The organism is Phenylobacterium sp. (assembly GCF_036495085.1).
Taxonomy (GTDB): Bacteria; Pseudomonadota; Alphaproteobacteria; order Caulobacterales; family Caulobacteraceae; genus Phenylobacterium.
In genome coordinates, this window is record NZ_DASXNL010000171.1 from 48,498 (window position 1) to 67,935 (window position 19,438).

At 66.5% G+C, this 19,438-nt stretch carries 18 protein-coding genes; 9 read left to right on the forward strand and 9 right to left on the reverse strand.

Annotation, left to right across the window (positions count from 1 at the left end):
* The first annotated feature begins 345 nt into the window (after positions 1–345).
* From VGI62_RS18815 to VGI62_RS18830, 4 genes are all read left to right on the forward strand, one after another.
* Positions 346–2,712, forward strand: coding sequence for a TonB-dependent receptor plug domain-containing protein (locus VGI62_RS18815; RefSeq protein ID WP_331506091.1), 2,367 nt, complete (start codon positions 346–348; stop codon positions 2,710–2,712).
* Between the two features lie 243 nt (positions 2,713–2,955).
* Positions 2,956–3,774, forward strand: coding sequence for a sulfite exporter TauE/SafE family protein (locus VGI62_RS18820; protein WP_331506092.1), 819 nt, complete (start codon positions 2,956–2,958; stop codon positions 3,772–3,774).
* Between the two features lie 186 nt (positions 3,775–3,960).
* Complete coding sequence (locus tag VGI62_RS18825; RefSeq protein WP_331506093.1) at positions 3,961–4,752, forward strand: glycosyltransferase family 2 protein; 792 nt, start codon at positions 3,961–3,963, stop codon at positions 4,750–4,752.
* A 12-nt stretch (positions 4,753–4,764) separates the two neighbouring features.
* Positions 4,765–5,568 (forward strand): polysaccharide deacetylase, encoded by an 804-nt coding sequence (locus tag VGI62_RS18830; RefSeq protein ID WP_331506094.1) that lies wholly within the window; start codon positions 4,765–4,767, stop codon positions 5,566–5,568.
* On the opposite strand, the gene VGI62_RS18835 is transcribed toward VGI62_RS18830, so the two are convergent.
* Positions 5,529–5,873 (reverse strand): helix-turn-helix transcriptional regulator, encoded by a 345-nt coding sequence (locus VGI62_RS18835; RefSeq protein WP_331506095.1) that lies wholly within the window; start codon positions 5,871–5,873, stop codon positions 5,529–5,531. The genes VGI62_RS18830 and VGI62_RS18835 overlap by 40 nt on opposite strands.
* Positions 5,874–6,135: 262 nt before the next feature.
* On the opposite strand from VGI62_RS18835, the gene VGI62_RS18840 reads away from it, so the two are divergent.
* The 4 genes from VGI62_RS18840 (at position 6,136) to VGI62_RS18855 (ending at position 11,017) form a co-directional block, all read left to right on the forward strand.
* Positions 6,136–6,972, forward strand: a complete 837-nt coding sequence (locus tag VGI62_RS18840; protein ID WP_331506096.1) for an SDR family NAD(P)-dependent oxidoreductase — start codon at positions 6,136–6,138, stop codon at positions 6,970–6,972.
* A gap of 8 nt (positions 6,973–6,980) precedes the next feature.
* Positions 6,981–8,615, forward strand: coding sequence for a GMC family oxidoreductase (locus tag VGI62_RS18845; RefSeq protein WP_331506097.1), 1,635 nt, complete (start codon positions 6,981–6,983; stop codon positions 8,613–8,615).
* A 108-nt stretch (positions 8,616–8,723) separates the two neighbouring features.
* A complete protein-coding gene (locus VGI62_RS18850) occupies positions 8,724–9,281 on the forward strand; it encodes a YfiR family protein (RefSeq protein WP_331506098.1) in 558 nt (185 codons plus the stop codon).
* A complete protein-coding gene (locus tag VGI62_RS18855; protein WP_331506099.1) occupies positions 9,278–11,017 on the forward strand; it encodes a response regulator in 1,740 nt (579 codons plus the stop codon). Before VGI62_RS18850 ends, VGI62_RS18855 begins: the two co-directional genes overlap by 4 nt.
* 58 nt (positions 11,018–11,075) lie before the next feature.
* Here the strand turns inward: VGI62_RS18855 and VGI62_RS18860 are convergent, their stop codons facing one another.
* The 7 genes from VGI62_RS18860 to VGI62_RS18890 form a co-directional block, all read right to left on the reverse strand.
* Positions 11,076–11,645 carry a FecR family protein gene (locus tag VGI62_RS18860; RefSeq protein WP_331506100.1) on the reverse strand — a complete coding sequence of 190 codons (570 nt, stop codon included), beginning with the start codon at positions 11,643–11,645 and terminating at the stop codon, positions 11,076–11,078.
* A 109-nt stretch (positions 11,646–11,754) separates the two neighbouring features.
* Complete coding sequence (locus VGI62_RS18865; RefSeq protein WP_331506101.1) at positions 11,755–12,528, reverse strand: alpha/beta fold hydrolase; 774 nt, start codon at positions 12,526–12,528, stop codon at positions 11,755–11,757.
* 73 nt (positions 12,529–12,601) lie between these two features.
* A complete protein-coding gene (locus VGI62_RS18870) occupies positions 12,602–13,045 on the reverse strand; it encodes a response regulator (protein WP_331506102.1) in 444 nt (147 codons plus the stop codon).
* A gap of 91 nt (positions 13,046–13,136) precedes the next feature.
* Positions 13,137–14,201, reverse strand: coding sequence for a beta-N-acetylglucosaminidase domain-containing protein (locus tag VGI62_RS18875; RefSeq protein WP_331506132.1), 1,065 nt, complete (start codon positions 14,199–14,201; stop codon positions 13,137–13,139).
* Positions 14,201–14,656, reverse strand: coding sequence for an NUDIX hydrolase (locus VGI62_RS18880; protein ID WP_331506103.1), 456 nt, complete (start codon positions 14,654–14,656; stop codon positions 14,201–14,203). Before VGI62_RS18880 ends, VGI62_RS18875 begins: the two co-directional genes overlap by 1 nt.
* 2 nt (positions 14,657–14,658) lie before the next feature.
* Entirely contained in the window at positions 14,659–15,675 is a 1,017-nt protein-coding gene (locus tag VGI62_RS18885; protein ID WP_331506104.1) for an inorganic phosphate transporter, read from the reverse strand.
* A 12-nt stretch (positions 15,676–15,687) separates the two neighbouring features.
* On the reverse strand, positions 15,688–16,332 hold the full coding sequence (locus VGI62_RS18890) for a DUF47 domain-containing protein (RefSeq protein ID WP_331506105.1): 645 nt from the start codon (positions 16,330–16,332) through the stop codon (positions 15,688–15,690).
* Positions 16,333–16,567: 235 nt separating this feature from the next.
* On the opposite strand from VGI62_RS18890, the gene VGI62_RS18895 reads away from it, so the two are divergent.
* Positions 16,568–17,473 carry a sugar kinase gene (locus tag VGI62_RS18895; protein ID WP_331506106.1) on the forward strand — a complete coding sequence of 302 codons (906 nt, stop codon included), beginning with the start codon at positions 16,568–16,570 and terminating at the stop codon, positions 17,471–17,473.
* A 30-nt stretch (positions 17,474–17,503) separates the two neighbouring features.
* Here VGI62_RS18895 and VGI62_RS18900 read toward each other — a convergent pair whose 3' ends face one another.
* Positions 17,504–19,378: a DUF885 domain-containing protein gene (locus VGI62_RS18900; RefSeq protein ID WP_331506107.1), complete on the reverse strand. Its 1,875-nt coding sequence runs from the start codon at positions 19,376–19,378 to the stop codon at positions 17,504–17,506.
* Positions 19,379–19,438 lie beyond the last annotated feature (60 nt).

A 19,438-nucleotide genomic window follows, 5' to 3' on the forward strand; every position in this document is an offset into this window, starting at 1 on the left:
AATGGCTTGCCCCTCCCAAAGCGGGACTTTGGCCCCCGGCGCCGAAATCCAAGGCGCCGCTCTGTTCAATTTCGCGCCGGACCCGACGGAATTTGGTCGTATTCGGACCTTTCTAGCAAGCCGAGATGGACAGGTCGCAGAATTCAACCATCGTGTACCCAACAAAACAAAACATAGGGGGAGGCATCCAAGAGGGCGTCCATAAACAAGAGGGGGCTCATCTTGAGGTATGCTTATTTTGGCGCGAGCCTAATCGCGCTTGCGACATGTATTGCTTCAAATTCGTTAGCCGCGGATGCGGATTCCGCAGGAAATGTAGAAGAAGTCATCGTCACCGGTACACGAGTGAGCGGCCTGAAGGCCGGCGACAGCCCGGCCCCGGTGCAGGTCGTCGGCTCGGATTCTTTCAAGCGTATCGGCCAGCCGGATCTGATCCAGGGCCTGGCGCAGACCGTTCCCTCTTTCACGGCCGAAGGGCTGGGCGGCGACACCGCCAACCTGACGCTGTCGGCGCGCCTGCGGGGCTTGAGCCCAAACGACACGTTAGTGCTGGTCAACGGCAAGCGGCGTCACCCGACAGGCAACTTGCATGTCCTGGGTGGGCCTTACCAAGGCGCGGCGACGGCCGATCTCAGCCTTATCCCGGTCGACGCGATCGACCACATCGAAGTGTTGCAGGATGGCGCTGCGGCCCAGTACGGCACCGACGCCATTGCAGGCGTCGTCAACATCATCCTGAAGAACGCCTCCAGCGGCGGACAGGTGGCGGCGACGGCGGGGCAATACTATCAGGGTGATGGGGACACCGGCGCGCTGTCCCTGAACTTCGGGACGTCGCTGGGCTCCGCCGGATTCCTGAACGTGACGGGTGAGACACGCTTCCACGGCTTCAGCCGGCGCGGCGGGGCCGACGCACGGTTCTCGACGGTGTCCGGCGCGTTGATCCCTGGCAGCGGCGTCACAACGAACATCCCGGGCTACCCTAACCTCAACAACATCGTCGGCGACGCCCAGTCGAACATTGACAACATCGCCTACAATACCGGCTACAACTTCGGCTCAGTGGAGGCTTACAGCTTCGGCACCTACAGCTACCGCAAGGCCTCCGCCTTCGAAAACTACCGCGTACCCTGCAAGGTCATCGGCTCGCCGGTGCTGGGGGTCGCCGGCGCCTGCGGCGCGGCCGATGCCGTGGTCTTCGCCCCGCTCGGCTTCAGTCCGCGCGAGGGACTCGTGGAGAGCGACTACGGCCTCACCGTCGGCCTGCGCGGTGATATCGATGCATGGCACTGGGACCTTTCGAGTACCTATGGCCGCGACAAGGACGACATCTCGACCCTGAATTCAGCCAACCGGGCGCTGTTCATCGACACCCACTTCACGCCAACTCAGTTTGCCGACGGCGCTTTCACTTCGACCCAGTGGACCAACAACCTCGACATCAGCCGCGCCTTCGACGTCGGCATGGCCCAGCCGCTGAACGTCGCCTTCGGCCTCGAGCAACGCAGTGAAAGCTACGAAATCACCGCAGGGGACGCCGGGTCGACCTACAAGGAAGGGGGGCAGTCCTACCCGGGCTTCCTACAGAGCGATGCGGGCAAGCACACCCGCAACAACTACGCCGGTTACATCGATATCGCCGCCCAGCCGGTCGAAGCCCTGAAGATCGATGCGGCGGTGCGCTACGAACACTTCAACGACTTCGGGGACACCACGGTCGGAAAGCTGACCGGGCGCTATGACTTCAACCCCGAATTCGCGCTTCGCGGCACGATCGCCAACGGCTTTAGGGCGCCGACGCTGGCCGAGGAGTTCTATTCGGCCACCAACGTTTCGCCGACCTCCGCCGTCGTCCAGTTGCCGCCGAATTCGCCCGCCGCGGCGCTGCTCGGCTTTGCTCCGCTGAAGCCGGAGAAATCGACGAACTACAGCGTGGGCTTTGTCGCTCACCCGGCCGCCAACCTGATCGCAACCCTCGACGCCTATTCGATCGACATCACGAACCGGATCATCGGCTCAGGCCTCTACCTCGGCCTGAATGGTACGACGGTCGTGTCGCAGGCGGTGATCGACGCCATCAGGGCTCACGGCAACGTCCTCGATCCGACGGTCACGTTCGTGGGCGTGAGCCTGTTCGCCAATGGCGTCGACACCAGGACCCAGGGCGTTGACCTGACGATCAGCTACGTCACCGAGCTGGAGGGCTGGGGCCACATCGACTGGAGCCTGGCCGCCAACTACAACAAGACCACCATCACAAAGCAGACGCCGCCGCCGGCGCCGCTGGCTGCGCAGGGCGCGCTGCTCTCCCCGACAGCGATCAGCGACCTGACCACCGCCTCGCCTCGTGAAAAGGTCTCGCTCGGCGCCTTGTGGTCCATGGACAAATGGGCGGTGAACCTGCGTGAGACGATCTACGGAGAGTCCTCCGAAATCGTCAGTCCGGATGGCACCGGGGCCCCACCGAACTTCACGAACAAGGTCGGCGTGACGGGGATCACTGACCTGGACATCGCTTACCAGGTGACCGACCAGGTTCGGCTTTCGGTGGGCGCGAACAACCTGTTCGATCAGAAGCCTCCGAACGTTCTCCAATTCCCTCCGGCCGGTGGCTTGGCGGATGGCAGCAACGTCTACGACGCTCCGATCGGCATTTCGCCCTACGGCATCAACGGCGGCTTCTACTACGGCAGGCTGGTGGTGAAGTTCTGACGGGGGGCGGGCGGCGCCTCCCGGGATGTTCGGCGCCCTGCGCCAAATGTCACGACAAAGGCGCCGCCTCCATCGGCTGATGAGAAACTGGGCGGTGGAGGCCGCAAACGCCCCTCATCAAGGTCAGCCGCGTCGACAGCCGACGACCGGCGTCCTGATCCAACTACAAGATTCAAACGCGAGCGTCCGGCTGAGTCCGGAGCCCGAGTCCCAGGTCGATAGTAGCTTTCAGAGGATAGTGACTTGTTGATTGACGGGTTTTCTCCAATCACGATTGCTTTGCTTGTCGTGATCCTTGCCGCCTCGGCGCTGATGAGCGGGCTCTCCGGTTTCGGCTTCTCAGCGATCGGCGCGCTTTGCCTCATCGTGCTGCCGCCGAAGCTGGGCGTGCCGCTCCTGATGACGCTGTCAGCCGCAAACCAGGTGATGTCGCTGAGGCAGCTCAAGGGCGACATGCAGCCGATCCGCCACTGGTGGCCAGACGGACCCGCGCCCTACCTCCTGGGCGGCCTCATAGGGGTTCCCATCGGGCTGGCGATCCTAAGCTCCCTGCCCACCGGCAACCTGATGCTGGTTTTCGGCGCATTCCTGGTCCTCTACGCAGCCTATTCGCTGCTGCGGCCGCACCCCGGCCACGCGCTGGTCAACGGCAATTGGCTCACCTCGTCGCTCGTCGGGATGTCCGGTGGTGTCATCGGAGGCTTCACGGCGTTTCCGGGGGCGGCCGTCGTGGTCTGGAGCGGCCTTCGGCATCTGCCCAAGCGGGAGTCGCGGGCCATCGTCCAACCCTACATCTTTGTGCTGCAGATCCTTTCGATCACCCTGCTGGCGCTGCAGCGGCCCGAGACCTTCGGGCGAACCTACTGGCTGCTGGTGGCGATCACCGTTCCGGTGGTGCTGCCCTGCACGCTCCTGGGCGTCAGGCTCTACCGTTCGTTGTCGGACATCAATTTCCGGCGGGTGACGTTCATCCTGCTTGGGATCTCCGGTCTGGGGCTCCTGATCAAGGCCGTGGACACCTTTCCCGCGGTGAGCGCTGCGGTTAAGGCCGTGGGTCGCTGACCGGGGTGCGGGCGGGCGCTTGCCTGACCCGCTGCAGCGCCAGGTTGAAACGATCGAGTAACACAAACCTAACCAAGCAAATCCTTATAATTTCAGCATAATCCTAGCCGCGGCAATCCGACACAGCCAAGTTTTTTGCTGAGGTGACACCTGCCCGGCAGCGTCAGCCGTCTGTGGGGGGACGTCATGACCAAGCTTTCAGCGGTGCTTTGTGTTCACAATGAAGAACGGCGACTGGGGCCGTGCCTGGAGGCCCTGAAGTTCGTCGACGAGATCGTGCTGGTGCTCGACCGTTGCACCGACCGGACGCGCGCGATCGGCGAGGCGCACGGCGCGGTGATCGTAAGCGGAGTCTTTCCGCTGGAAGGGCCGCGTCGCGCGGCCGGAATGGCCGCGGCCTCCGGCGACTGGATCCTGGAAGTCGACGCCGACGAATTGATCGGCGTGGAACTGGCCGCGGAGATCCGCGCCGGCCTGGCCGACCGGCAATTCGACTGGTGCAAGGCGCCTGTGGCCAACTACGTCGGCGGACGGCTGATACGCCACGGCTGGGGCGGGGCTTTCGGAACCACCTTGGCCGCGCGGCTCTACCGAAAGGGCGCGAAGCGCTGGGGCGGTGAGCGCGTCCATCCAAAGGTAACCTTCGATGGCCCCGAAGGGCCCAAACTCCAGGGCGCAATCCGCCACCAGTTCGGCGAGACCGTCTCGGACGTGTTCCGCAGGCTCGACCGCTACACCGAGCTGCGCGCCCAGGACCTTCGCGAGCACGGCGGCAATGTCGGCCTGGCCGGCAACGCCTTCCGCGGCCTTCGTCGGTTCTGGAAATGCTACGTCAAGCGCGAGGGTTGGCGGGAGGGCGGCTGGGGACTGCTGATCTCGCTGATGGCTGGCCTTTATCCGCTGATTTCGGCGTTGAGGGCCGAGCTGGACACATCGGCCACGGCCGAACCGGCGAGCACCCTGGCCAGAGCGGCCTGAGAGCGCGCGAAGGTGCGGACGACCCCGGCGCTCTGGCGCGAGGCGCGGCGTTGGCGCGCCGCCGGCCGAACGGCGCGGCTGTGGTGGCGTGATGACGACGCCAGCGCCCCGTCGGCGGCGTTAGACCGGCTGTTGAAGGCCGCGCAGCAGACGCGCATTCCCCTGACGCTGGCGGTTGTGCCGTCCGGCGACATGCCCGGCCTGGCCGCCAGACTGAGGCACGTCTCCGGAGTCTGCGTCGTCCAGCACGGCGTCGATCATCAGAACCGGCGGACCGGAGACGCAGCGGGAGAGTTTCCGGGCGACTGGACGCAAGCACAGCTCCAGAGCGCATTGCTCCAGGGGTGGGGGCGCCTGCAGCGGCTACCGAACATCCTGGCTGTGTTCACCCCGCCCTGGAACGACGTCCATCCCAGGCTGGAGGCGGCGCTGCGGAGCCTCGGCTATGACGGCTGGTCGGCGCACGGAGGGTTGGGGGACCAAGGCGGCGGCGCAGACCTCGCGCGCGCCGACGTCCACCTCGACCTGCTGCGCTGGCGCGGCGGGGCCCGGTTCCGGGGCCGAGCCAGGTTGCTTGACTCACTCGCCGCCGAGATGCGGCGTCGACGCGAAGCCGGCCTGTGGGACGCGCCGATCGGGTTACTGACCCATCACCTCGTCCACGACGAGGCGGCCTGGCGCTTCCTGGGCGCCTTCCAGCACTGGAGCCTTGGCCAGCGGGAACTCACCTGGTTCGGCCTGCCCGAGGTGATCGGGGAGGCTTGCGAGGCGGATGATCAGCTCCGGTCCGCGGGCGTCACACGCTCGAAGAAGTAGCTCACCGGTACGCCGAGCGCGCTGGCGATCCGCCAGAGTTGGACGGCGGAGATGCTGCACTGGCCGGATTCGTATTTGTGGATCTGCTGGAAGCTGACGCCGCAGGCGTCGGCCAGGGCGCGCAGGGTCATGTCGATCAACCGCCGCCGACCGCGGATGGCCAGGCCGATGCCGGCCTGCACGTCCTGCGTCGTGGTCCGTGCGACCGGCATTGCCCGCCGGGCTTTGCGCCGCGGCGTAGCGGAGTGCGGCGCGCGATGGGGCCGATCGAGGATTTCGGCCGAGGAAGCTTTGTTCAGGTCCATCTGAGTCTCCGCAAGCAACTCGAGGATTGGAAGTCTGACGCCGGGCAGCCACCAGCACCTTTCGGGCGCTCCTTCATCGACGGACCGAACGACCTCATGAGCGGGACCAGCATGGCCCAGCCCGGTCGGCGGGACGTGGGGCGAACGGCAGGACGCCGGCTAGATTTGCATGTCCGCGTGACGCCGCTATGTCATTTGCGTTTCGCATAGCCCGGGATCGGAAGGCGCGTCCCCGGACGACGTCGCGTTTGACGCGAGGCCAATGAACGCCGCAACTGGCGCGATGACAGCCTCCGCCAGCCGCCGGCCCCTTGCCCTGATCACCGGCGCCTCGGCCGGAATCGGAGCGGCGTTTGCGCGGGCCTACGCCGCCAGGGGTTATGACCTAGCCCTCTCGGCGCGACGGACCGAACGCCTTGAGGCGCTTGCGGCCGAGCTTGCGGCGGCGCACGGGATCACCGCCTTCGCAGTTCCGGCGGACCTGGCGGATTTCGAGGCGCACGCCAAGGTGATGGCGGCGGTGGCGGCGCGAGGCAGGGTGGTCGATGTGCTGGTGAACAACGCCGGGTTCTCGATCGCCCAGAGCTTCGGCGCTGTGCCCTGGGAGCGACAGCGCGCGTTCCTGATGACCCTCGTCGTGAACGCCTGCGGCCTGGCCTACGACGTGATCCCCGGGATGGTCGAGCGCGGGCGGGGCTCGATCATCAATGTGGGCTCCCTGGCCGCCTTCGCGCCAGGCGTGGCTGGGCATAGCCTCTACCCGGGCGCCAAGAGCTTGAGCGTGAAATTCAGCCAGGCGCTAGCGGCGGAGCTGAAGGGTACGGGAGTCAAGGTGACCGTGACCTGCCCAGGCTTCACGCTCACCGAATTCGCCGAGGCGAACGGGACGAAGGCGGTGATGGACGATGCGCCGCGGCGGTTTTTCCAGACCGCCGAAGCGGTGGTGGCCACAACCCTTGCGGCCAACGACAAGGGTCAGGTTGTCATCGTTCCCGGCGTGCACAACAAAATCGCCGCAACAATGCTGCGATATCTTCCGGAATGGCTGCTGATCGCGGTGCTGAGCCCTGCGTCGGCAAAGTATCATCTGGACGAATAGGGGCGGCGATGGCGCATTTCGACGTGGTGATTATCGGCAGCGGGGCGGGGGGTGGCACGCTTGCCCAAAAGCTCGCGGCGAGCGGCAAATCCATACTGATCCTGGAGCGCGGCGAGCATCTGCCGCGTGAGGCTGAGAATTGGAGCTCCCGTGCGGTCTTCATCCAGCACCGCTACCGCACCCAGGAGAAGTGGTACGACAAGAACGGCAAGCCGTTCTCGCCCAACACCCACTACTGGGTCGGCGGCAATACCAGCTTCTATGGCGCAGCCCTGATGCGGCTGCGCGGGCGGGACTTCCAGGAGGTGCAGCACGCGGGCGGGGTATCGCCAGCCTGGCCCATCAGCCTCACCGACATGTCCCCCTACTACGCAAAGGCCGAAGCCCTTTGGCGAGTGCATGGCGCGCGCGGCGCGGACCCGACCGAGGAGGGCGACGAACCGCCCTATGCCTACGACGCGGTGCACGACGACCCGGGGATTGCACAGCTACGCGCCCACTGGGAGGCGCAAGGGTGGAAACCATTCTCGCTGCCGCTGGGCATCAACCTCGATCAGGCTCATCCAGTCACGTCAGCCTGCATCAAGTGTAAGACCTGCGGCGGCTATCCGTGCCTCTTGAAGGCCAAGTCCGACGCAAGAACCGTGGCTATCGAACCGCTGATGGGGTTGGCGAACATCACGCTGCTCACCGGGCGAAAGGTGACGCGCCTGGAAACCGATTCCGGAGGCCGGACGGTGACCGAGGTGGTCTGCCAGACGGAGCAGGGGGAGGAGCGCTGGACCGGCGATATCATCGTGCTGGCGGCGGGCGCGGCGAATACCGCCGCGGTGCTGCTGGCCTCGGCAAATGCGGCCCATCCGGCAGGCCTGGCCAACGGGTCAGACCAGGTCGGGCGCAACTATATGTTCCACACCCTGACCGCGATGGTCTCGCTGACCTGCGCCCACGTTGACGTGACGTTCCCCAAGACGCTCGCCTGCAACGATTTCTACTGGGGCGATCCGAACGGCGGCTACGACAAGCCCATGGGGCATATCCAACTCCTGGAATACATGTCCGGCCAGACGCTCGAAGGGCAGGTCTCCGATTGGTTGCCGCCGGGCCTGGTGCCGAACATCATCTCCGAGGGCTTGGCTGAGCGCATGCTGTCGATGCTGGTGATCTCCGAGGATCTCCCGCTGCCGGAGAACCGTGTGCGGCTCACCGGCGACGGGCGGATCTGCCTCGACTACACCTACAACAACCTGGAGGGCCATGAGCGGCTCGTGAAGACGCTGCACGCCTCGCTGGACGGGTTCGTCGACCACGCGCACCCCATCTCGCAACACCATTTCGAATTCGGCAGTCTCTTGCCGCTCTACGGAACCGCGCACCAGGCAGGCACGGTGCGTTTCGGGACGGATCCTGCCGGCTCCGTGCTGGACCCCTGGTGCAAGGCCCACGAGCTCGACAATCTCTATGTCGTGGACACCAGCTTCTTCCCATCGATCGCCTCGGTAAATCCGACGCTGACGACGGTGGCCAATGCCCTTCGGGTTGGAGACCACCTTCTCGAACGGCTGGGCGCCGCTGCGCCGCCGTTGACGAGCGCGGGGGTGACGGGGGCGGGGAGCCACATGGCGGCCGAGGGTCTGGCCTGAGGAGCGATACATGGGAACGGGAGGTTCCATGAAAGGCCACTTGCCGGAGGCGATGGGGTCGGCCGGCAGGCGTCGGATCAAGCGCCGCCCACTTAGGAGGCGAGCACTTTGAGTTCAGCCAGGCGAAGCCTCGCTATAGCGGCGACGCTAGCCTGCCTATCGGGCTCGGCGGCGCACGCCGAAGCTTCGCGCGGCGATGCGAGCCAGCTCGAGCTACAGGTAAAGGCGACCTACCTCTACAAGCTCGCACCCTTCGTAAGCTGGCCGCCAGGAGCGTTTTCCGGGCCAAACGCGCCGCTTGTCATCTGCGTGCAGGGGGCCGACCCGTTCGGGGCCGTATTGGACCGCGCGATGAACGGACAGGCCGTTGGGACCCACCCGGTGATCGTGCGCCGCTTGCCGAAGCTTGACCCCGACTCGGGCTGCGAGATCGCCTATTTGGCTGGTGGGCCGGCACAGACGCAGGCCCAGGCGTTGCAGGCTGTGGAGGGACAGCCTGTGCTGACGGTCACGGATGAAACGCGCGGCGCAGGCGTCATCGGCATCGTCCACCTGCGCGTGGAGGCTGGCAAGGTGCGGTTCAGCATCGACGCCGGGCAGGCCGAAGCGAACGGCGTGGCCATCAGCTCGAAGCTGCTCGCCCTTGCGGTGCGAGTAAGGCGATGAACTGGCGCTTTGCGCCTCTCGCGGACCGGCGGCTGCTCGACATTGCCTGGTCGAGCGTCCTGGCTCTACTGGCGATTGGCGCGCTGCTGGCGGGTCGAGCGGAGATCGTCCACCGCAATCAGGCGCAGCGGCAGGCGGAAGTGCAGGCCGATATCCTGGCCGCCAGCGTCAGCGCCGCGCTCGCTTTCGACGACCGCGAGGCCATGCGTGAATATGTGGGCGCGCTGAGGCTAGACCCCACGGTGGCGGCGGCGGCGATCTATGATGCTTCCGACCAAGCCGTGGTCACGTTTGTCCGCCGCGGCGCGGCTCCTGCGCCCACGAATCCGCACGCGGCGGGTTCTAACTTCGCCGCAGGACGGGTGACAGTGGCCCGGCCCGTGGCCGAGCAAGGCCAGCGGTTGGGAACGGTCTACCTGGCGACCTTGCCGGAGCCGTGGACAACCGTGCTCGGCCGCCATTCCGGCCTGGCGCTTCTTCTGGTGTTGGCGTTCCTGCTGCTCGGCGTGGTGACCGCCGGGGCATCTCAGCTTGAGGCCCGAGCGAGCCTGCTGAGCGCGGCGAACCAGCGCCTGCGCGAGGAGATGGCGGCGCGGAGCAAGGCCGAGGAAGCGCTGAGGCAGAGTCAGAAGATGGAGGCCCTCGGTCAACTCACCGGCGGTATCGCTCATGATTTCAATAACCTGCTGCAGGTAGTTCATGGCGCCTTCGAGCTGATCCGTCGCCGGCCGACGGACACCGACAAAGTCGCCGCCTGGGCGGAAAGCGGCATGGCGGCAGCCGAGCGGGGAGCCAGCCTGACCCGGCAACTGCTGGCCTTCTCACGGAGCCAGAAGCTGGAACTCAGGTCGTTCGTCGTGGCCGAACTTATCGGCGAGATGCGCGAGTTGCTGGTCCGCACGCTTGGGCCCGACATCGCGCTCAGCCTGGAGCTAGGCGAGAGGAGCGCGTCAGTGATGAGCGATCCCACCCAGCTGGAGTTGGCGATCCTCAACTTGGCGATCAACGCGCGTGACGCCATGCCGAACGGTGGAAGGCTGGTGATCTCGACCCGAATCCGCACCCTGTCAGCCAGCGACCCGGTTCTGGATGCCGGCGACTATGTCGAGCTGAGTGTCGCGGACACTGGCGAGGGTATGTCGCCGCAAGTGATCGACCGGGCGTTCGATCCGTTCTTCACCACTAAGGACGTCGGCAAAGGAACGGGCCTGGGCCTCAGCCAGGTCTATGGTGTGGCCCGACAGGCCGGGGGCGTGGCGCAGATCGAAAGCGCGCCGGGCGCGGGCACTGTGGTGCGCCTCCTGCTGAGGCGATCGACCGCGGCCGCCGGGTCCCATTCGGCGCGCAGCGACCAGGCGCCGATCCTGGCTCCCGAAACCGGTGGCACGGTATTGGTGGTCGATGACGAGGGGCCCGTGCGCGCGCTCGCCGTTCAAACCCTGGAGCTTCTGGGATACAGGGTCCTGGAGGCGGACAGTGGGGCGGCCGCTCTCGCCATTCTAGAATCCGAGCGCCCCGACCTGCTTCTCCTCGACTATGCGATGCCAGGGATGAACGGCGCCGAGCTCGCGGGCCTGGTTCGGAAGCGCTGGCCGGAGATTCCGATCGTCTTCGCCAGCGGCCATGCGGACACCGCGGCCGTAGATCAGGCGTTGGGCGGCCGGGCCACGATCCTTCGCAAGCCGTTCAACATGGAAACGCTGGCCCAAACGATCGCGGGATTGCTGAACGGATAGGAAGCTGTCGGCGAGCAGCGAGACCTTTCACCTCGCCTTCGTTTGTCGCCGGCCCCGCTCAAGGCGTCGCTGCCCCGTCACTTCGAAGCCGGATGGGCTCGACCGGGCTTACCTGCACACCGGACGCGCCTTCGCTGAGTTCCAGGCGCTGTCCGGGACGCAGAACGATGGCCCCGCCGCCTACCTTGTCGCCGGGCCGAACCTCGACAAGGCCTCGTTCAACGGTCACGGAAAGGCGGCCCGCGCGCCGGCGGACATCGAAGCGCGCGCCCACCGCGCGAATAGTGCTGTCGCCGGCGGCGATCAGGAACGGCCGGGATTTGTCGGCGGCGACTTCGAACACCGCTTCGCCCTCGGTCACGACGGCCCTCCGTTCGCGCGTGTCCAGCGTGACCGTGAGCCTGGCGCCCGCGTTGAGGTCGAGCTTCGAGCCATCGGCCAGCGAGAGGCTTCGGCGTTCATCCGGGGCCGTGGTGAAGGACCGGGTGGCCGGCGGGCCGAACACACCGGGCGGCATGATGGCGATGGCTATGGTCACGGCCGCCGCCAGTCCACCTGCCGCCAGCCAGCCGCGGCGCGACGCCGCGGAGCGGGCTGCCGGACGGCGGGAGGGGAGCTCGTCAGCCATGGAGAAAATCCCGGATCCGTGGTCCTGGAGCGCGGCAATTCGCCGGCCCGCGCCAACCTGGGAGCCAGATGCTCCGGCCGCGCTTTGCGATATCGCACGATCCTGGATCTCAGCTGGACATCAGGCCGGCGTCCTTGAGAAAGCCGGAGAGAGCGGCGTTGAAGGCGGCCGGCTGGTCGATGTTGGCGCTGTGGCCGGCGTCCGGGATCACCACCTTTTTCGCACCCGGAATCTTGGCCGACATGTAGTCGGACGCGGCCAGGAAGGGCGTGTCGTTCGCGCCTACGATCACCACGGCGGGAATAGCGACCGAAGGCAGGCTCTCGATCACCCGGGCGTCACGCTGGGTAAGCATGCCCCGAGCGGCCCGCGCCAGGCCGGTGGCGTCTCGGTGGCGTGCGGCGCGGACTTCAGCGCTGGCGCCGGCGAGATCGCCCAGCCCCTCGGCCTCGAGGCGTTCGGCGCGGCGCACGGCGTTGGCATTCCAGCCGTCGCGGGCCTGGTCGTTCTTGTAGCCTGGGCCAGTGTCGATGATCAGCAGCCCGCGCGTGCGCTCGGGATGGGCGAGATGGAAGGCCAGGCTCATGTAACCGCCCAGCGAAAGGCCCCCGACGACGGCCTCGCGCGCGCCCACCGCATCCAGCAGAGCGGCCATGTCTGCGACGGTGGCTTCTTCGGAATATGCGCCCAGGTCGTCCGGGTAGTCAGACTGGCCGTGGCCGCGCATGTCCCACGTGATGACCTTGAAGTGCTTGGAAAGCGGCCCGACCTGACCGGCCCACATCGCCGAGGTCGCCGAGTAGCCGTGGGTGAGGATCAGCGCCGGTCCGGCGCCGTGGACCTCGTAGTAGATGTTGACTCCGTCGCGATCGAGCTTGGGCATGGCGGCCTCCCGTTCCTCGGCTCTTTCGCGGCCGACAGGAAAGGTTAACCCGGCCGGTCGCGCACTGCGAGGGTCAGCCGGTGCGAATGACCCGGTAGGGGAAGGCCTTGGGGGCGCGCCGCGGCTCGGCGGCGGTCTTGATGGCGTCCAGCAGCCTGGAGACCAGAATGGGCTTGGACACGTAGCCGTTGAAGCCCAGAGCTTCATATTCCTTCGGGCGGCGAGTGGTGACGTCCGCCGTCAGCGCGATCACCGGTGTCTTGCCCGCCTCACCGGGCATGGCCCGCAACCGCTCGACCGCCTCGATGCCGCTCATCTTGGGCATGTGGATGTCCATCAGGATCACGTCGAAGGCCTGTTCGGCGACAAGCTGGAGCGCCTCGGCGCCGGAGTTGGCCTTGACCGCCCGATGGTTGAACGCGGTGAGGATTTCCTCGACCACGCGCAAGTTCATGGGATCATCGTCAACGTGCAGGACGACGAGTGGACGACCGACCGTGGGGTAGGGCTGCGACACCGCTTCCAGGCTCCAGATTCAGCTCAGACCCTGGCGCCAGAACACTAAGGTAAGGCTGACAATTTCGGTTAACGCAGGTTAATCGTGAATATTATTGGGTCTGAATCTGTTCGCCGGTGATGGCGTAGGCCCCGTCGAGCCAGCCCACGACCTCGCGAGCGGCCGGATGGTCGTAGGCAGCGTAGCGGGCGCGCAGCCTGTCGCGCCGCTCGCCGCTAAGGTCGCCAACGCCGGCGTCCTGCAAAAGGGCCAGGTCGGCGGCCAGCATGGCTGCCAGATAAGGGCCGCAGACCACCAACGCTGCTTCGCGGAAGGCCTGGCCATAGGCGTAGGCGTCACCGTGGGCGTAGCTGACCGCCAGCGTCAGCATGGGGATGGCGCTCAAGGTCGCCTGCGACGCCGGATTCACCGCGTGGCCGGCGATATGCGGTGCGATGGCCGCCGGTCGACCGGTGAACGCGCGCAGGTGCAGGTGGCGGCTCATCCGCGGGCCGTCGTTGACCGGGTAGTTGTCCCAAAGGAAGGGCTTGCGGCCCATCTCGAGGGCGACGCGATCCAGGTGGCCAGGGGAGAATTCGCGCGGGCAGACCTCCTCGCCGGTCCACATCAGGTCGATGGCCGGGTCGAGCGCCGCGCCGAGGTCCTTCAGATAGCTCGCCGGTCTGGGGCCGAACACGCGGTCCAGCAACGGATCGTCGGTGTAGTAGGTGGGGCAGACGCTGAGCCGGCTGGCGCGGGTGCGTTCAGAAGCGAAGGCGACGATCTCGGCCTGTCGGCCGGCGAGGTCGGCCAGGTCGCCTCGCATGTCGTCGAACAGGATCGCCAACCATTCGCAACCGGCCGCGTCCAGCGCGGCGAGTTTGTCCGCCAGCGCCGACTTCGCATCGGCGGTGAAGCCGAAATGCAGCTCGAAGGGCGAGAGGCCGACCCCGAACCTAACGCCGGCCTCACGGCAGGCCGCCCCGAACGTGCTTAGCTGCTCCATCTCCTCCGCCGGGTGCGGCTCGCGCCAACGCCGGCGGAGCCAGGCGTCGGCCTTCGGGGCGTAGAGATAGAAGCTGTAGCCATGGGGCGCGAGAAACCGCATCAGTTCCGTGCGCTCCGTCCAGCCGTAGGGTCGGCCGAAGAAGCCTTCGATTGTTCCGAGGGTGGGCATCACGGTTTGAAGGTCGCCAGAAGGACCATGAGTTCGGGTTCATCCACCAGGCGGGCCGCCTCGCCGAGCGGGAGCCACGCCTTATCGCGCTGGCCAAGCTCGGGGTAGATGTCAGCCTCACTTTCCACCTCCAAGCCAAAGACCGCGACGCGGACGTGCTGGAGGCGACCGCTCTTCAGTCGCTTGTCATAGGCATATACGCCAACCGGACGTTTGGTGACCTTGCCTGCGACTCCAGCCTCCTCGAAGGCCTCGCGCGCGGCGGATTGGGATGACTTCATGCCCTTGATCGGCCAGCCCTTCGGAATGACCCAGCGACGGGTTTCTCGCGAGGTGATGACCAGCACCTCGACCTGGCGTGCCGCGTCGAGGCGCCAGGGCAAGGCTGCGTATTGGGTCCTCGGCTCGCGGTCAGGTTCTCGGCTGAGGGGCAGACTGAAGGGGCGTTCGGTCATGTTCAGCCCCACAACCGGTCGGCGAGTCGGGCCAGTTCATAGAAGCCCGCGCCGATGAGGCCGGCCGCCGGCATAGTGACGACCCATGCCCAGACGATGCCGCCGGCGACGTTCCAGCGGACGGCTGAAACCCGCCGCGCGGCGCCGACGCCCACGATGCCGCCGGTGATGGTGTGCGTGGTGGAGACCGGGACGCCGATGTTGGTGGCGAAAAACAATGTCAGCGCGCCGGCGCTCTCGGCGCAGAAACCTTGTTGCGGCGTTAGGTGGGTGATCTTCGATCCCATCGTGCGCACGATCCGCCAGCCGCCCATCAGCGTGCCCAGCGCCATAGCTGCCTGACAGGAAAGCACAACCCACAACGGGACGTGGAAGGCGCCGGAAAGCTTTCCGTGAGCGTAGAGCAGAACGGCGATGATCCCCATGGTCTTCTGGGCGTCGTTACCGCCGTGGCCCAGGGAGAAGGCGGCCGCCGAGACGAACTGCAGCTTGCGGAACACCCCATCAGCGAACACCGGGGTGGCCTTTACGAAGCTCCAGGAGACGACCAGCACCAACAACAGCGCCAGCGCCAAGCCGAGCGCGGGGGAGACGAATATGCCCGCGACCGTCTTCCACACCCCGCTCCACACCACGTGGTTGAACCCCGCCTTGGCGAGTCCTGCCCCCAGGAGCCCGCCGATCAGGGCGTGCGAGGACGATGAGGGGATGCCGGAGAGCCAGGTCACGATGTTCCAGGTGATCGCGCCGCCAAGGGCTCCAAAGATCACCGCATCGGAGACGATGCCCGGCTCGATAATCCCTTTGCCGACGGTCTGGGCCACATGCTGGCCGAAGACCGCGAAGGCGATGAAGTTGAAGAAGGCCGCCCAGATGACGGCGTAGCGCGGCTGCAGGACGCGGGTCGAGACGATGGTGGCGATCGAGTTGGCCGCGTCGTGGAGACCGTTCAGGAAGTCGAACACCAGCGCCACAGCGACCAGCAGGATCAGGAGGAGGCCGGGACCGGCGAAATTCATCGGGTCTCCGCCTCAGAGATGCTCGATCAGCACGCTGCTGATCTGGTTGGCCACGTCCTCAAAGCGGTCGACGACCTTCTCCAGGTGATCGTAGATTTCGGCGCCGACGATGTAGGCCATCGGGTCGGAGCGTGCAGGACCTCGGAAGAGCGCCGAGATGCCGGCGTCGTAGAGGGCGTCGGACTGGTCCTCGAGCCGCGTCACCTCCTCGGTGATGACGTTGAGCCGCGCTGCGTTGGCGCGAAGCGAGCGGAGCTGCGGCATAGCCTCTGCTATGAGGTCGGCGGTGGTCACGATCACATCGCCCAGCCGGATCATGTCGGGCTGGAAGTTGCGCTGCTCGAACAGCATGATCGCCTTCGAGGTCTTGTGCATCTGGTCGATGGCGTCATCCATCGAGGTGATGAGGTCTCGGATGTCGCTGCGGTCGAAGGGCGTGATGAAGGTCCGCCGGATCGCCAGCAGCACATCGCGGGTGACGAGGTCCGCGTCGTTCTCAAATCTGGCCACGTCGGCGCTGTGGGCGGGAACCTCGTCGCCGCCATCGAGGACGAGACGGAGCGAGCGGGCCCCGGCGCATAGCGTGCGCGAATGGGCCTCGAAGAGGTCGAAGAACTTGCCCTCCTTCGGAAGGAGCGCCTGGAACCAGTTCAGCATATCGACCTTTCATGCGGGCTGCGCAGGGGGGGCGCTTATCGACCGCCGTGGGGGCGTGCGCAACCGCGAGGCCGGTTGCGCGTCCGCTGCCGCCAGGACAATGGGGCTGGAATCATCCGCGGCCGGAGCATTTTAGCCTGAGGGCCCATTGCGGTCAGGTCCTTCCGCGCAACCGTTGCGTTGCGCCGCGTGCGCCACGTCGGCAAACTCGCGGCGCTTGAACCAAGGGGGCATGATGGCAGGGGTGATCGCGCTGGGCGAGTGCATGGTGGAGCTGAGCCTGGCGGGGGAGGGGACGGCGCTGGTCGGCTATGCCGGCGACACCTTCAATACCGCAGTCTATCTACAGAGACTGGGCGCCCCCACCGCCTACGCCACCGCCCTTGGCGGCGGCGATCCGTTCACCCGGGGAATCCTTGCGAAGATGGCCGAGGAGGGGATGGCGGCCGATCTGGTCGTCGAGGCCAAGGGGCGCGTGCCGGGTCTCTACGCAATCCAGCGCGACGCCGCCGGCGAGCGAAGCTTCTACTATTGGCGGGGCGAAGCGCCCGCGCGGGACTATCTCGGACTGGTGGACGTGACCAAGCTCGCAGCGGCGCTGATGGCGGCAGACCTGGTCTACCTCTCAGCGATCAGCCTGGCGGTGCTCGGTGACCAGGGCCGGGCGGTGCTGATCCCCTTGTTGCGCGAGGCCGCGAGGGGCGGCGTGGCCGTGGCCTTTGACACCAACTACCGCCCGCGCCTGTGGCCGGAGCCCGAACTGGCCGCCGCGGCGATCGGGGCGGTGATCGAGACCAGTCGCTACCTTTCGGTCAGTTCGGCCGACGTCGCCGCTTGGGGCGACCCTGCGGCCCTGGCTCGCGGTTGGGCGGCGCGTGGGGTCGAGGTCGTTCTGCGTTACGACGACCGGCGTATCGAGGTGATGAGCGGCGATCGGGTCGAAGCCTTCCCGGCGGAGCCGCCGATCCCTGTCCTCGACACGACGGGAGCCGGCGACGCCTTCAACGCCGGCTATCTGGCCAGGCGCCTGAAGGGGCGAGCGCCGGGCGAGGCGGTGAGCGCCGGGCGGCGTCTTGCTTCGGCGGTGGTGCAACACCCGGGGGCGATCATTCCTCGCACCGCCATGCCGGACCTGGCTTAGCCGCACCGCGCTCGATCAGACGCCCAATACCTAGAGGTTCACGACGCCACCGTCCTTGATGTAGCCGTCGACGACATCGCCCAGGACGGTCATCGGCACAGCGCCGACCTTTACCAGGAGGTCGTCGAACGTGCGCAGGTCGTACCTGTCGCCGAGCCCTGCCTTAGCCCGGTCACGAAGGCGATTGATCTCGGTGTGGCCGACCTTGTAGCCGCAGGCCTGGCCGGGGGTGGCGCAGTAGCGGTCGATCTCGCTGGTCATGGCCTCTTGAGTGCGCCCGGAGTTGTCCATGGCCCACTGCACCGCTTGCTCGCGGCTCCAACGCTTGGCGTGCAGGCCGGTGTCGACCACCAGGCGCACAGCGCGGAACTTCTGGGCCTGCAGATAGCCGAGGCGTCCCGCCCAGTCCCCGTCGTACATGCCGATCTCGTCGCCGAGTTGCTCAGCGTAGAGGGCATAGCCTTCGACATAGGCGTTGAAGCCGGAGAGCAGGATACGGACCAGCGGCAATTTGCCCGTCTCGGTCAGATAGGCGCCCTGCCAGGCGTGGCCGGGAATGGTCTCATGATATGTGAGGCTCGGGAGCGAGAACTTCGGCCAGTTCTCCGTCGATTTCAGGTTGATGTAGTAGGTCGATGGGCGGGAGCCGTCGATCGAGCCGGTGTTCATGTAACCCTGGCCGGCGCCGTCCTGGATGTCGACAGGCACGCGCTTTACGATGACGGGCGCCTTCAGTTGCAGGTCGAAGGCCTTGGAAAGCTTGGGGCGCACGCCGGCGATCAGGCCGTTCAGATAGGCGATCAGCTGTTCGCGGCCGGCGTCCGTATTGGGGAAGAGATATTTCGGGTCCTTGCCGAGCGCCGTCATGCGCGCGCCGACCGAGCCTTGGGTCAGTCCCTGCGCCCTCAAGAGCCTGTCCATCCGCGCCTCGATCGCCCGGTCCTGCTCGAGGCCCATATTGTGGACCTCGTCGGGCGAGAGGCTGGTGGTGGTGCCCTCGCGCAACAGCCAGCGATAGTAGGCCTCACCGTCGGGCAGGCGACACACGCCGGCGTCGTGAGTGGCCTTGTCCTGCAGACCCTTTAGAACGGCGAGCTGGGCGTTGAGCGCCGGATAGACCTCTTTTTCGACGAGCGCCTTGCAGCGCGCCTGGTAGTCGCCCGAGAGACCTGCCTCCCGCACCTTGCGCGCGAGCGCGGTCACCAGGCGCGCGCTGGCGGGGGGGATGGCAAGCAGGCCTTCCTGCTGGCCGATCGCGTTAGCAAGGATGAAATCCGGCGGGACGACACCAAGTCCTTCGTCCTTGCGGATGCGCTGGGTCTCCTGGGTCAGTACGCGGGCCAGCTCGCGGACGCGCGCCAGATAGGCCTCGGCGTCGGCCTTCGTGTCTATCTTATGCTGACTGTCGAGGAACTCCGGCCCCTGCGAATAGGCGCCGCCCTGCTGGCTCACGACATAGGGCGTGGCGCTTTCGCTCATGGCCGAGCCCAGTGTGTTGTCGCCATAGTCGAACGGCGCGGCGTCGCGGCCGAGTTCGAAAGCATACGTCACCACGGCCTTGTTGAGCCGGGCGGCGGCCGAGAGACCGGCGTCGGGGAACGTCTCCAGTTTGGCGAGACCTGCATCGCACCAGGCGCGATCCGCGGAGACCCGGGCCATGGAGGCGTCGCCCAGTTGCGACTTCAGGGCGACGCGTGCGCCCTTATCGAGGCCAAGGGACGTCGCCTGTTCGGGCGCGGTCTGCAGGACGTGCTCAGCGACGCTGTCAAAGTAGCGGTTGATAGCCGCATCACCCGGCGGAGCCGTGACTTTGGATCCCGCGCCCGTAGCGCCCTCGCCCGGCGACTTGGCGGCGACAAGGCCGGCCGCTGCGGCGGTGACAAGAAGGCTACGGCGATCGATCATGGAAGACCCTGAACTGAGAGGTGGGCGGACCTAGGCGCTAGGGACGGGACCGGCGAGGCG

Coding starts and splice junctions, on each gene's coding strand:
- VGI62_RS18875 (WP_331506132.1), bottom strand. CDS start 14,201: ATGCCCACCCTCGGAACAATCGAAGGCTTCTTCGGCCGACCCTACGGC.
- VGI62_RS18900 (WP_331506107.1), bottom strand. CDS start 19,378: ATGATCGATCGCCGTAGCCTTCTTGTCACCGCCGCAGCGGCCGGCCTT.
- VGI62_RS18880 (WP_331506103.1), bottom strand. CDS start 14,656: ATGACCGAACGCCCCTTCAGTCTGCCCCTCAGCCGAGAACCTGACCGC.
- VGI62_RS18865 (WP_331506101.1), bottom strand. CDS start 12,528: ATGCCCAAGCTCGATCGCGACGGAGTCAACATCTACTACGAGGTCCAC.
- VGI62_RS18835 (WP_331506095.1), bottom strand. CDS start 5,873: ATGGACCTGAACAAAGCTTCCTCGGCCGAAATCCTCGATCGGCCCCAT.
- VGI62_RS18845 (WP_331506097.1), top strand. CDS start 6,981: ATGGCGCATTTCGACGTGGTGATTATCGGCAGCGGGGCGGGGGGTGGC.
- VGI62_RS18840 (WP_331506096.1), top strand. CDS start 6,136: ATGAACGCCGCAACTGGCGCGATGACAGCCTCCGCCAGCCGCCGGCCC.
- VGI62_RS18885 (WP_331506104.1), bottom strand. CDS start 15,675: ATGAATTTCGCCGGTCCCGGCCTCCTCCTGATCCTGCTGGTCGCTGTG.
- VGI62_RS18855 (WP_331506099.1), top strand. CDS start 9,278: ATGAACTGGCGCTTTGCGCCTCTCGCGGACCGGCGGCTGCTCGACATT.
- VGI62_RS18825 (WP_331506093.1), top strand. CDS start 3,961: ATGACCAAGCTTTCAGCGGTGCTTTGTGTTCACAATGAAGAACGGCGA.
- VGI62_RS18895 (WP_331506106.1), top strand. CDS start 16,568: ATGGCAGGGGTGATCGCGCTGGGCGAGTGCATGGTGGAGCTGAGCCTG.
- VGI62_RS18860 (WP_331506100.1), bottom strand. CDS start 11,645: ATGGCTGACGAGCTCCCCTCCCGCCGTCCGGCAGCCCGCTCCGCGGCG.
- VGI62_RS18890 (WP_331506105.1), bottom strand. CDS start 16,332: ATGCTGAACTGGTTCCAGGCGCTCCTTCCGAAGGAGGGCAAGTTCTTC.